The 13,348-nt window shown below is 42.9% G+C and carries 12 protein-coding genes and 2 riboswitches; of the genes, 8 read left to right on the top strand and 4 right to left on the bottom strand.

All coding sequences use genetic code 11. The features are described 5' to 3' along the window. Positions 1 to 173 precede the first annotated feature (173 nt). From JMY02_RS12685 to JMY02_RS12720, 8 genes are all read left to right on the top strand, one after another. Positions 174 to 1,406 carry an RtcB family protein gene (locus JMY02_RS12685; RefSeq protein ID WP_021813858.1) on the top strand — a complete coding sequence of 411 codons (1,233 nt, stop codon included), beginning with the start codon at positions 174 to 176 and terminating at the stop codon, positions 1,404 to 1,406. 18 nt (positions 1,407 to 1,424) lie between these two features. Beyond that, positions 1,425 to 1,871 (top strand): hypothetical protein, encoded by a 447-nt coding sequence (locus tag JMY02_RS12690; protein ID WP_021813859.1) that lies wholly within the window; start codon positions 1,425 to 1,427, stop codon positions 1,869 to 1,871. Positions 1,872 to 1,899: 28 nt separating this feature from the next. Then, positions 1,900 to 2,475, top strand: a complete 576-nt coding sequence (locus tag JMY02_RS12695; protein ID WP_021813860.1) for an SMI1/KNR4 family protein — start codon at positions 1,900 to 1,902, stop codon at positions 2,473 to 2,475. Positions 2,476 to 2,496: 21 nt separating this feature from the next. Then, entirely contained in the window at positions 2,497 to 2,955 is a 459-nt protein-coding gene (locus JMY02_RS12700; RefSeq protein WP_201598883.1) for a DIP1984 family protein, read from the top strand. Positions 2,956 to 3,261: 306 nt separating this feature from the next. Then, a complete protein-coding gene (locus tag JMY02_RS12705) occupies positions 3,262 to 4,407 on the top strand; it encodes an AAA family ATPase (protein WP_201598888.1) in 1,146 nt (381 codons plus the stop codon). 63 nt (positions 4,408 to 4,470) lie between these two features. Continuing rightward, on the top strand, positions 4,471 to 5,586 hold the full coding sequence (gene rtcA, locus JMY02_RS12710; RefSeq protein ID WP_201598890.1) for an RNA 3'-terminal phosphate cyclase: 1,116 nt from the start codon (positions 4,471 to 4,473) through the stop codon (positions 5,584 to 5,586). Between the two features lie 220 nt (positions 5,587 to 5,806). Next, positions 5,807 to 7,609: an FMN-binding glutamate synthase family protein gene (locus JMY02_RS12715; RefSeq protein ID WP_201598891.1), complete on the top strand. Its 1,803-nt coding sequence runs from the start codon at positions 5,807 to 5,809 to the stop codon at positions 7,607 to 7,609. Positions 7,610 to 7,740: 131 nt separating this feature from the next. Then, a complete protein-coding gene (locus JMY02_RS12720) occupies positions 7,741 to 8,469 on the top strand; it encodes a phosphodiester glycosidase family protein (RefSeq protein WP_227678520.1) in 729 nt (242 codons plus the stop codon). A gap of 85 nt (positions 8,470 to 8,554) precedes the next feature. Here JMY02_RS12720 and JMY02_RS12725 read toward each other — a convergent pair whose 3' ends face one another. The 4 genes from JMY02_RS12725 to JMY02_RS12740 form a co-directional block, all read right to left on the bottom strand. Continuing rightward, positions 8,555 to 9,778 carry a vWA domain-containing protein gene (locus JMY02_RS12725; protein ID WP_201598895.1) on the bottom strand — a complete coding sequence of 408 codons (1,224 nt, stop codon included), beginning with the start codon at positions 9,776 to 9,778 and terminating at the stop codon, positions 8,555 to 8,557. Positions 9,779 to 9,977: 199 nt separating this feature from the next. Continuing rightward, the gene (locus tag JMY02_RS12730; protein WP_201598896.1) at positions 9,978 to 10,835 is read right to left on the bottom strand and encodes an AAA family ATPase; all 858 of its coding nucleotides are present in this window, start codon (positions 10,833 to 10,835) and stop codon (positions 9,978 to 9,980) included. A gap of 290 nt (positions 10,836 to 11,125) precedes the next feature. Beyond that, positions 11,126 to 11,767: a hypothetical protein gene (locus JMY02_RS12735; RefSeq protein ID WP_201598898.1), complete on the bottom strand. Its 642-nt coding sequence runs from the start codon at positions 11,765 to 11,767 to the stop codon at positions 11,126 to 11,128. A 202-nt stretch (positions 11,768 to 11,969) separates the two neighbouring features. Next, on the bottom strand, positions 11,970 to 12,290 hold the full coding sequence (locus JMY02_RS12740; protein WP_131657683.1) for a YcgL domain-containing protein: 321 nt from the start codon (positions 12,288 to 12,290) through the stop codon (positions 11,970 to 11,972). Between the two features lie 516 nt (positions 12,291 to 12,806). Then, positions 12,807 to 12,972, top strand: a riboswitch (glycine riboswitch). Positions 12,973 to 13,026: 54 nt separating this feature from the next. Continuing rightward, positions 13,027 to 13,186: riboswitch (glycine riboswitch) on the top strand. Positions 13,187 to 13,348 lie beyond the last annotated feature (162 nt).

Consider the following 13,348-nt stretch of genomic DNA (forward strand, 5'->3'; position numbering starts at 1 on the left):
AGATTATAGCTTATACCTGAGGAAATATTTTTAATTTATTTACGCTAACAATATCAAACACTTAAAAATAAATTCTGAATATTTAAAAAATTGGCACGCTCTTCGCATTATATAAAGAATAAGAAAATTAATTATTTTACGAAGCCAATATTTTAAATATTAAGGAATTACTCATGCAACCAACAACTCATAACATCATTCAAGATGGTGGTACACCTATCAGACTTTGGACAAAGGGCGTACCTGTCGATACAAAAGCCCACGATCAGCTTATCAAAGCCTCGCAAATGCCCTTTATCTATAAGTGGCTCGCGGTGATGCCTGATGTGCATGTTGGGATTGGCGCAACTATTGGAACCGTACTGCCAACCAAAGAAGCGATTATCCCTGCTGCCGTCGGGGTCGATATTGGCTGCGGGATGATGGCGGTGCAAACAACGCTGACCGCTGATGATTTGCCTGATAACTTGCGCGGTCTGCGTACTGAGCTTGAAAAAGCGATTCCACATGGGCGCAGCAAAACTCGTGGTCGTGGCTCGCGTCGTGATGTTGGCGCATGGACAAATCCTGATAATACTGTCAAAGAGGGTTGGGGTACGTTGGTCGATGATTTTAATTATCTGACCCAAAAACATCCTAAACTTAAAAATACCAATAACCTGAATCATTTGGGAACGCTGGGTACAGGCAATCATTTTGTAGAAGTATGCTTGGACGAAACCAATCAGGTATGGATTATGCTACATTCAGGCTCTCGCGGCGTGGGCAATGCCATCGGTCGCTACTTCATTGAGTTGGCACGCGAGGACATGCGTAAGTGGTTTATTAATTTGCCTGATAAGGATTTGGCGTATTTTGCTGAGGGCACTGAGCACTTCGATGATTATTGGTTTGCCGTTGGTTGGGCGCAGCGTTTCGCCTTTAAGAACCGTGAAATCATGATGGAAAAAGCCATCAAAGCGCTACGTCAAATCGTGCCAAAACCGTTTGATGCAACGGTAAAAGCGGTGAACTGTCATCACAATTATGTGGCGAAAGAAGAGCACTACGGTGAAGAAATCTTCGTCACTCGTAAAGGCGCGGTACGTGCCCGCGTTGGTGAATACGGTATCATTCCGGGGTCAATGGGCGCAAAATCCTTTATCGTGCGCGGTAAAGGCAACGAGGAATCGTTTTGCTCTTGCTCGCATGGCGCAGGTCGCGTCATGTCACGCACTCAAGCAAAACAGGAATTCACGGTCGCTGATCAAATCGCACAAACCGAAGGTGTGGAATGCCGCAAAGACAGCGATGTGATTGACGAGATTCCAGCAGCTTATAAGAATATCGATGACGTTATGAAAGCGCAAAGTGATTTGGTGGAAGTGGTGCATACGCTTCGGCAGGTGGTTTGTGTTAAAGGCTAAACGGCTAGGGAGTAAGGTATGAGCTTAGATAAAATAGATTTTGAGATTAGTAATTACAAAGGCTTATATCGTGTGCGAATCAAGGTCAATGAAACAAATATATTCGACTATGAATTTATAGATTTATTTAAAAACTTATTAAGTCTAGTTGAGATTGGTTTTGCACTGCAACGAGAGCCTGTTAACAAAATTCACTACTTTACTCTTACCGATTATAACCAAGAGGTTAACTTCAAAGTCTCACCAAACCCACCAATGGACTGGTTAATTTTAGGAATACCTACGGTTAATAATATGGAAAAATTTCGCTTCGATAGACTGGCTTTTTGCAAGGCTTTGAAATCAAGCATTGTAGAATTTATGCGTGATCAAAATATGGACTATCTCGGTAATCCTAAGATGCCGAAAAACCTTAATGGTTATGGAGATGAAGTCTGGAAAGTTATTGGTCATGAGTGGTTTTAATCACTAAGTTACTAAATAAGGAATACTCATGAAACATGCACAAAAAAAAGAGGTTATCCGAAAGCTCAAAGCAAAGAAAGTCAAATTTGAGCATGGATTATCTGATCAAGAGATTCAAGAAATTGAGCTAAAATTTGATATACAATTTCCACCTGATTTGCGAGATTTTTTACAAACAGAACTCCCTATCTCAGACAACTTTGTCAATTGGCGTCTTGGTTTAAAGTCCAAAGATGAGGAAGCCTATATTAGACAAAGAATTGATTGGCCATTTGGTGGCATAGTGTTTGATATAGAGCACAGTACCTTTTGGATGGAAGAATGGGGTGAGAAATATGATGATATTAATAAAAACATTATGGTCGCCGAAATCTATTATGAGACTTATCCGAAAATGATACCCATTTTCTCGCATCGCTATATCCCTAGTACACCTTATAAAGCTGGTAATCCTGTCTTTTCTATTTATCAGACAGATATCATCTACTATGGATACGATTTAGCGCACTACTTTGCTCATGAATTTCGTTTTGAATTGTCAGATAAATTTCCAACGATAGATGAACCAAGTTATATTGATTTTTGGGGTGATATTCAATCCTAATTAAAATAAGAGAGAACAAAAATGAAACTCGCAGAAGCCCTACTTATCCGTAGCGATATGCAAAAAAAGCTGGCGCAAATCAAAGGACGCATGCGCAGTAATATCAAAGTCCAAGAAGGCGACACGCCAAATGAAGACCCAAACGCCTTGATGATCGATGCCAGTCAAATCATTACCGAGCTGAGCGTGGTGATTGAACGCATTCACCGTACCAATGCCATTGCCAAAACCAATGAAGGCCAATCGATGCTGACGCTATTGATCGAGCGTGATACTTTAGAGATGCGTCACAAGCTGTTGATTGAGTCGATTGAAGCCACCGATACCGAGGTTGATCGTTATAGCCCTCGCGAGATTAAGTGGCATGTCATGGTCTCGGTCGCAAGCTTACAAAAGCAAGCTGATGACATCGCAATGAAACTGCGCAAGATTAACCTTGTCATTCAAGCCAATAACTGGCAGATTGACCTGATAGAATAATTATTTTTAAATCACAATTTTAGAATTTCCTATGTTCTTGCTTTAAGTGCATAGACCATCCTTTTGGAACTGACTGGGCGAGTGTCAGACCCCGCGTATCCACAGCAGGGGGTTGAAAATATACTGTAGTGGCTGCTACGCGTTGCGGGCAAACGCTTTTTTTACAACTTATGCCCCGTACACGTCACTTGGCACAATGCACCATTTAGACCTTACCACCAGACACTGACAGTCGGTTTCAATTTTGTTATCTAAGCAGTATCTTTATTTTGACACCAGACAACTATAACGGAATACCTATACCACATGAAATTAATGCAATCTCGATTTTACAACCCACGTAAGCTTTTAAGCATAGAAGGGAACGGCACTGAAGTAAAAGTCATTAATGATGATTATTTTTATCCCAGTAATGACAATCCTTTTGAATCTTTACTAGACGATATTTTATCAAGCATATATGTATCCCATAGCGATCTCGTTATTAGTGAGCATCATTTACAGGATTTTGAGCGCTGTACTGATTTTTACCCTGTCAAATATAACAAGAACACTAACCAAAGCTACGCATCTGAGCTGTGCTATTTTCATCCAGCGCTTGAGGTTTTTATTTTAGCAGATACCAACTTATCTAATGAATATGATAAACACATTATAGAAGATGGTCTATTGCGTGTGAGCAATGTCTATTATGAATCAAGCAATCCAAACGCGCCTGAAAATATCAAAAATTTGTTCGAAACGTATTTGCAAAAATATCAATCAAGTGAAGCAAAAGTATCTATTTTGCTAAAAGACTCTGAAGGACTGGTGCTAAAAACACAGGGCATCAAACCGCGTCCGATTGAGCTTGAACTTATGTACAATGACGACTTTGTACCCGTCCATCAGCATATTAAGGCAAAGCTGACCAATGATAGCAAGGGAGTGCTATTACTGCACGGCGTCGCTGGTTCGGGGAAAACCAACTATATCAAATGGCTGACATCGCAAGTTCCCAACAAGCAGTTCGTATTTATACCAACCAATATGATTAATACATTGACCGACCCTGGGTTTATGTCACTGCTGATTGATAATAAAAACTCTATTTTGGTGCTTGAGGATTGCGAAAACTATATCGCTGAGCGCACAGCTGAAGATATCAATACCGACGTAGTATCGTCTATTTTGAATATTGCTGATGGTATGTTGTCAGATATTTTAGAGTGTCAATTTATCTGCACTTTTAACTCAGACCTCTCAAAAGTTGACAGCGCATTACTGCGTAAAGGTCGTCTGATCGCTGAATATAAGTTTACGCCTTTAGACACAGATAAAGCCAATGAGTATCTGCGTTCGATTGGTCATGACAAGCTTGTATATGTCCCGACAATATTGGCTGATCTAACCAATATGGATGAAGACAGCTATAAAGCCCCTGTTAAAGAAACCAAAATTGGCTTTGTTTAATTCCTTGATTATTAAAGCAATCATTGTAGTTATAACGCTTACAACTATAAAAGGCACGTTGTCATGCCAGCATCAACACAAAAACTCTTAAAAATAGACGGCAGTACAGGCGAAGGCGGCGGACAAATTATCCGTACGGCGCTGTCCTTATCAATGCTGACTGGTACACCAATTGAAGTAATTAATATACGCGCTGGACGTGCCAAGCCCGGATTGATGCGCCAGCATTTGGTTTGTGTACAAGCCTCACAAGCAATATCGGGCGCGACGGTGACAGGCGCACATTTGGGTAGCACGACGTTTGGTTTTACGCCCAATACTATTAAATCAGGCGACTATACTTTTGATATTGGCTCAGCAGGCAGTACCAGTTTGGTGCTACAAACGCTATTACCTGCCCTACTTTTTGCTAATGCCGATGAACGTTTAAAATCAACTGTGACCATCAAAGGCGGTACGCACAATCCTCTTGCACCAACCACGGACTTTTTAACCGAGGCATTTGTTCCTGCGCTTGCTAAGTTGGGCATGCAAGTTGATATCGACTTGCAGCAATTAGGTTTTGCACCCATCGGTGGCGGTGTGATTACAGCGACTATCATACCTTTTTTGCGCCGTGCTAATACACTGCCATTTAAACTTACTGAACGTGGCGAGTTGGTCAATATCGCTTTGGTCGCAAGCCTGCTCAATTTAGAGTACGACATTTGCAAACGTGAGCTTGCCAGCGCCAAATCGTCATTGGTCGAATCAGAAATTGATAAAACACTAATTACCACTCAAAATAATAAGTTAAAGGGAATGGGCGAAGGCAATACTTGCTATGCGCGGGTTACTCATCAATTTGGCGAGCCACACACTCATGAAATGCAAACCCATAAGCAGCATCACGAGATGTTCACTTTGCTTGGAGAAAAACGTAGCTCAGCAGAAAACATAGGGAGTCGCTTGGCAGGATTGGTTAAGCGTTATCTGTTTAACACTGATGCGCTCGTTGATGAATATCTAACCGATCAGCTGCTATTACCCTTGGTATTATCCGGCGGCGGTGAGTTTAGCGCACGTCATATTAGCGGTCATACCGAAACTCAAGCATGGCTAATTCAGCAGTTTTTGCCCGTTGAGATTAAATTTGACTTTATTGACAACGATAAAATATTGGTTAAGGTCATTGCTTAAAGCGCTTAATACTAAGAGTCAGCATTCGCACACTGTTACCCAATTACCTCTATGCGGTGATATCATATGCGTACGATGTAGGCGATAAATTTGCGCGCTTTACTCGCGTTTGTGAACCCTGTTTAAGAACCATGACCACGATAGAGGTGTTTATAATTCACGCTCTTGTTTGATTACTTTCGTCGTTTTTACTCTTTACCTATGACTGTTGAGCCCTGCTATGCCGCAATCTCGTACCAATCTGAATCCTGAGCCCGAAACTAATGAGCCTTATTTGATCGGTTTATTACTGCGCTTTAGTACTTTTGGTGCTGCAATATTGCTCCTATTGGCAGGTCTGTTGCTCACTAACTGGTGGCTGATTGTTATCGGTGGTTTCGGAGTGGCACTGGGCATTTATGATGTCATTCAATCCAAACACGCCATCTTAAGCAATTATCCTATTGCTGGACATATTCGTTACGTGTTAGAGGACTTTCGCCCCGAGATTCGCCAGTATTTGCTCGAAGATGATAAAGAGCAGGTGCCATTTTCACGCCAGCAACGCGCTCTTGTCTATCAGCGGGCCAAAAATGTCAGTGATACCAATGCTTTTGGCACGCTAGACAATTTATACACGCATGGCAAAGAGTGGTTTTTGCAATCAGCGATCAGCCAGCCCTTAGAAAACCAAGATTTTCGTATCATAGTAGGCGGCGAGCGTTGCCAGCAGCCACATGATATGTCGGTGTTCAATATCTCCGCGATGAGCTTTGGTAGTTTGTCTGCCAATGCCATTATGGCACTCAATCAAGGCGCAAAAATAGGCGGCTTTACCCACGATACAGGGGAAGGCGCTATCAGTCCTTATCATCGTAAGTTCGGTGGTGATTTGATTTGGGAGTTGGGAACGGGGTATTTTGGTTGCCGTGATGACAATGGCAACTTTGACCCGCAGTCTTTTGCCGAAAAAGCCATTGACCCACAAGTGAAGATGATCGAAATCAAGCTATCACAAGGGGCAAAACCGGGTAAAGGCGGCGTGCTGCCCGCAGAAAAAATCACGCAAGAAATCGCCGACACACGACAAGTACCCACTGGACAAGATTGCGTCTCACCTTCTTCGCATACAGCATTTAGCACGCCACGCGAGCTGGTCGCATTTTGGCAACAGCTACGGGAATTGTCAGGCGGCAAACCCGTTGGCTTCAAGCTATGTGTGGGTCAACCTTGGCAGTTTATGGCGATCGTCAAAGCCATGATTGAAACTCAGAATTATCCTGATTTTATCGTTATCGATGGTGCAGAAGGCGGTACAGGTGCAGCTCCCGTCGAGTTTATGGACAATGTCGGTATGCCAATGGTTGAAGGCTTTTTATTGGTACATAATACCTTGGTTGGTGCAGGTATTCGTGACAAAATCAAGCTTGGCGTGAGCGGTAAAATCGTTTCTGGTTTTGATATTGCGCGGATGATTGCCTTGGGCGCAGACTGGTGCAACTCAGCGCGCGGCTTTATGTTTGCCGTTGGCTGTATCCAGTCGCGCTCTTGTCACACCAATACTTGTCCGACAGGCGTTGCCACCCAAGATCCTTATCGTCAAAAAGCATTGGATGTCCCAAGCAAGGCTGAACGCGTCGCAAGCTTTCATAAAAACACCCTAAAATCGCTTGCCAGTATCGTTGGTGCCGTGGGTTTACAACACCCCAGTCAATTACAGCCTTATCATATCGCGCGCCGTTTAGACGATGGGCAGATAAAGCTGTTATCGAAGTTTTTCTATTTTACTGATAGAGAGGCATTGCTGGATCATAGTGCCCGTGCGGACGTGTTTAATCAAATGTGGGTCATGGCAAATCCTGATAGCTTTTTAGCCAATAACGATGCGCTCATCGCTTATAACAAAGACTCACGCGATAAAGGTAAAGAAACCAGTGCACCAACCAAGCAGAATACAACTGAATTTCAAGACAGTACTAACGGTGGCTGGTTAACGGGTAACGTCAACAATACCTTTCGCGATTTTCCACCTAGCAGTGATTAAAAACTGATATATAGTCGATACTAAATAAAATGAATACACGATTGGTGCCAAGTTTTATGCCTCTCTTACCTTTATGCGCAGTCCTCATAATTTTTCTAAGCGTCAGTGCTTGCCAACCAGTAAGTACCGAGGTGTCTGACAATGACAACGATAATTGGTCATGTCAGTCGCAAGACACCCCATTTGCCTACAGCGCTTGTAGCCTTAAAGCCGAGGCGTTGACTAATGGCCGTTACTCACTGCAATTATTTTGGCAGCAGCCTGATAGTAAACAGCCCCTGCTCACTTTTGATGCGCTGTTAGCAACCTTACCAGCCGAGCAAACACTTCATTTTGCCATGAATGCAGGTATGTACAATGAGAAATACGCGCCGATTGGCTATACCGTCATCGATGGTAAAGAGAAACGCGCTTTGAACCTCAAAGAAGGCGGCGGCAATTTTCATCTGTTACCTAATGGCGTGCTGTGGTGGGATAAATCTGGCAATGTACAGATTACTGAAAGCCAGACTTTAAATGAACAGATAAATAATAACGAAGCACAACCTTGGTATGCCACTCAATCTGGCCCTATGCTGGTCATCGATGACGAAATACATCCGCAATTCAACGCGGATAGCAATTCAATCAAATTGCGTAACGGTGTAGGTGTTTGCCGTGATGGCAGCATACAGTTCGCCAATAGCGATGCGCCTGTGACATTTTATCAGTTTGCATCACTCTTCAAGGATGAGTTGGGTTGTTCAAATGCGCTATTTTTGGATGGTGGCATTGCCTCAGCATTGTATGCACCCAGTATTGATAAGCACGACAAAAAAGAGATGGGTGTGATGGTCGGGCTGGTTGAAAACAAAGATTAGGGCGTGTTTGATAAAAAAGCACTTAAGGCGACGTTATCGTCTCAAGTGCTTTTTTCATTTTGCTGATACGAGTTTTGAGATAATATTACCGTGCCATGTACTGGGTCATCTCCTCAACACCATGCAAGGTCATCGGATACATTTTATTATCGAACAGTTTTTTGATCTCAACGATGGTTTGCGTATACTGCCAATAGCTCGGATTTTCAGGATTGAGCCACGCCACTTTATCAAAATGCTCAAGCACGCGCTTCAACCATACGATGCCCGCTTCATTGTTCATGTACTCGACGCTACCGCCCACTGTCATGAGCTCATAAGGCGACATCGAGGCATCACCGACGAAGATAACGCGATACTCTCGTCCGTACTTGTTGAGCAGCTCAAACGTTGGCATTGGGGCGCTGTGGCGACGGTTGTTATCCTTCCAAACATAGTCATACAAGCAATTGTGAAAGTAAAAGAACTCCAACGTTTTAAACTCATTTTTTGCCGCAGAAAACAGCTTTTCAAGTGCCTCTACATGGATATCCATACTGCCACCCACATCAAATAGCATCAATACTTTGACACGGTTACGGCGCTCCGCTTGCATGCGTATGTCGAGTACGCCCTTTTTGGCGGTGCGTTTGATCGTCTCATGAATGTTCAGCTCATCAGCGCTGCCTGTCCGCGCAAATTGACGCAGATTACGTAATGCCATCTGAATTTGACGAGTGCCAAGCTGACTGTCATCATCGAGGTTACGATATTTGCGCTGCTCCCAAACTTTTGCCGCGCTGCGCTTGCGCGATTCACCGCCGACGCGCACCCCTTCTGGATGGTCGCCATAGGCACCAAAGGGTGAGGTTCCGCCCGTTCCCACCCACTTACTACCCCCTTGATGACGCTCTTTTTGCTCTTTCAAACGCTCCTCAAGTGCTTTCATCAACTCTTCAAGTGAGCCATATTTTTTCAGTAATCGTCTTTGTTCTTCAGTCAAATTCTTGGGATCAAGCTTTAAATCGAGCCACTCTTTAGGCACATCTGTCAGCTTAGCCAACAGCTCATCCATATCGAGACTATCAACACCCTCAAAATAATCCGCCATCGCCCGATCAAATTTATCAAAATGGCGCTCGTCTTTGACCATACACAAACGAATCAGCCGATACAGATCTTCGCGGCTGGCAAAGGTGGACAACTCTGAGTTTTCCAGATGCGGCTGCATCATCAGCCCTTTATCTAATGCAGCATTTAGGTCAAGTAGCTCACGCGTACTGACAGGCACACCATAAGTACGCAAAGTATAGAATAGTTTTATGAACATAAGAGTTGCATCACTTATTGTCAGGTATAGTAAGTTCAATATAAAAACGAGTCAGCTGAACGGGTATGAGTTTTTCGCAGCCTCTGTCTGCGCAGGCACAGCAAGCCAGAAAAATTTATACCCGTTCAGCGTTGCATTGCAATGTATCTGTTTTCTTTAGAGTCGACTATATGATTACAATTCAAAAGTTTGTAAGGGCTTAACGACGCATCATATTGGCAAAACGCTGCAATAAACTCACATCGGCTTCGTTTTTGAGCAACGCTCCATACAATGGCGGAATCGATTTTTCACCGCGCAGATTTTCTTCTAATTCTGCTTGTGCCATGTCATCAGCGAGCAATAAAGTTAACCAATCGACCAACTCTGAGGTTGATGGTGGTTTTTTGAGGCCTTGAACATTACGCAGTTTATAAAAAATATCCAGCGCATCATTGACCAATTTTTCTTGAATATTAGGAAAATGCACCTCAACGATTTGGCGCATGGTTTCTTCTTCAGGAAAGTCAATATAATGAAAAAAACAACGACGCAAAAACGCATCGGGCAGCTCTTTTTCATTGTTTGAGGTGATAATCACCACTGGACGCTGCTCGGCAGTGATGGTCTCGCCCGTCTCATAAACATAAAAAGACATCTTATCAAGCTCATGCAGCAAATCATTGGGGAACTCGATATCTGCTTTATCAATCTCATCGATCAGTAGTACGCTACGCTCTTTACTGGTAAAGGCATCCCACAGTTTGCCAGGCTTGATATAGTTGCCAATCTCATAAACTTTGTCGTCACCCAATTGCGAATCTCGCAAACGCGATACCGCATCGTACTCGTACAGACCTTGCTCAGCTTTGGTCGTCGATTTGATGTGCCACGTAATCAGTGGCATGCCCAAACTCTCAGCCACCTCTTCGGCCAATAACGTCTTACCTGTGCCCGGCTCTCCCTTAATTAGTAAGGGTTTTTGTAGCGTCATCGCTGCATTGACTGCCAGCTGTAGATCGTCGGTGGCAATATAGTTTTGTGTACCAGTAAAGCTTTTTTTAGTGTTATCAGTCATGGTTGGGTCTCAGTTATTGTTATAGATTAAAAGTTATAAAGTAAATCGGTAGAAAATAAAGAATCATTTAGATTAGCACAGCCTTGCCCATTGCCAAAATACTTATGCGTTCGCAGTTATTACCGAATACTGTATGCCTCTAAAGACATTAAAATACTTAACTCTACACTTCTTAATAAATACGCTTGCATAAAAAAAGACACGCAGGGTGTCTTTTTCATTTATAACCTCTTAGCTGACTCAATGGTCAACTTAGTAGATGCTGTTTTTAAGAGTAGTATAACACTCTATTATTTATCAGCGTTTTCAGTGTTGGCTTTTTTAGATGAAGCGCTGTCTTTTGCTAAGCTGACTTCGGTTGTGGGCTTAGCTGCTACAGGTGTTTTTTTAGATGACTGAGTATTGTCTGGCTGTTCATCGAAAGCCGCGCCTTCTGTCAAATAGTTACCCGTGGTCAATTGCATCGTTGCTTGGGTATCCTCTGACGCACGACTGCGTGCTTTGTCCAAACTTGACTCAAATACACCGCGGATAAGCTGCCAAATAAAGCCAACAAACAAGCCAACCACCAATACCACCAGTATTGGCAGCATGTTGGTAATCGCGCCAGCGGTATCTTTCATCATAATGGCATAAACCACGCTAATGCTGGCTGGGGCAATCACACTAGGGTCGCTAAGAGCAGTACCTGGTGCTAACAAAACAGCAAATAGCATCATCCAACTCATACCACCCAATGGACGCGGCAACATACGAGCGACCAGCAACCACAGCACCAACACGATAATGACCCCACCAAGATACGCATACATTGGTAAGTCTGCGGGCGGCACGTCTTTTACCAGTTGTCCCCACCAGATAGCAATCTCGCCGAGAATATCACTGATGGCTTCCAGCGGTAAGCTGTGTACGATATTTTTTAACCAGTCCATGCGCGTTTCATTACCTGCGTTTATAAATGGTGCGACACGTTTTTGCGTTTAACCACATATGATACGTTCTGCCATACGATAAATAAGACCGGATCATCATCAACATGCCCACTTGATAGGCTGCTAGTTTATCACGACTTACTATTGAAATGCATGTGAGCAAATGTGTCGCAAATTTTCTATCGGTTGTCTATCAAAAACATCAATCGTAAATATTGTCTTGTGCTTCGCGTGCACGTAGCTCCGCTTGGCGACGCATAACATCTTGCGGTGGCATTTGCACAAAATACCCTTGCGACTGTAACTTTGCCAGTACTTCTTCTTTATTAACACGAGCAAGCGTTGGCGTGGTTGCCAAATCCAAATGCATGACAAATTTACTACGACCTAAGCCTGCACGGAAGTCTTTTGGCAAGACACCGAGCCAGTCCTTAATCTCATCGGTATCGTCAGGATAATCAGGACGCGCAATATAGACATACATGTCGTCGTGTTTGGGAAACTTATAAATATCACAATGCATGAGAACACTCTCTTAGAAACTATAGACATAGGTTAGCATATTTTGGGCAAATATCAGTAATGGCTTTAAATTTTGCAATGGTTAGGGCGTGTTTGATAATTCAACCATGGCACTGACAGAGACTATTTTTTAGACGATTCGAAGGTAAAAATAGTGAGTATAGTTATTCTATACGTCTATTTTTAGCAATGAAGCGGCAAAAAAGAGTCCTGTCCCCTGTTTTTATTATTGGGGCTGATGCTAAAACTGCCCCATACTGCGTTGCAAGTCTTGCTAAGGTATTCACATTATCATCGACTTGCGCCTTGTCTGGAACCGTTTTAGCAATCAGCAGTGCCTATTTGTGAATATCAAAAACGCCCTAATCGCTTCGATATTTATGCAATACCTAAAAATAAAAGTGCTCGGATACTGTATTAAATGGCTGATTATCCTCAGTAAAACCTGTTTTTTTCAAAATTATCCATTTTAATATCTTTGATGACTTGTAAAAGCATCTGGAACCTTTCATAATAAAAGCGTTTTTCAGGAGAGAGTTTGTAGTCACCATTGTATTATAAAAAATATTATACAAAGACATCGTATCAACCGCATTGGTCATACGACGTCTATAATGACTACATGACCACCGAAGGCGCATCCACCCTGCCAATCGCTCAGGTAAAAGGACTGAAAAACGCATGTCATTATGGTTTAGTGATGGGCTATCAATCGCACATGACACACAAACATAAGGCATAACAAATCTGGAGAGCGGTAAGAACGGACGACGTCTTACCCACCGAAGGGGAGAAAATGCGACATTATCTTATTTGGTTTTTAAAGGCTGATGCTTTTAAAAATAAGCAGTGATGGTTCGTGTTGAAAATCTCAGGTCACAGGACAGATAGGGCTTTTGCTTAAACCGACGTTCAGCGTCTGTTTGGCTGACTGCTTTATATGTATTTTCCGTGCCACCCTTTGATGTAATATTTGCACCCTGCAATGTTGCTTCTCGCTACTATGATAATGCGCATCAGCCCCTGTACTTTTATGAAGTGCAATTGATGTACACATAA

The organism is Psychrobacter vallis (assembly GCF_904846715.1).
Classification (GTDB): domain Bacteria; phylum Pseudomonadota; class Gammaproteobacteria; order Pseudomonadales; family Moraxellaceae; genus Psychrobacter; species Psychrobacter vallis.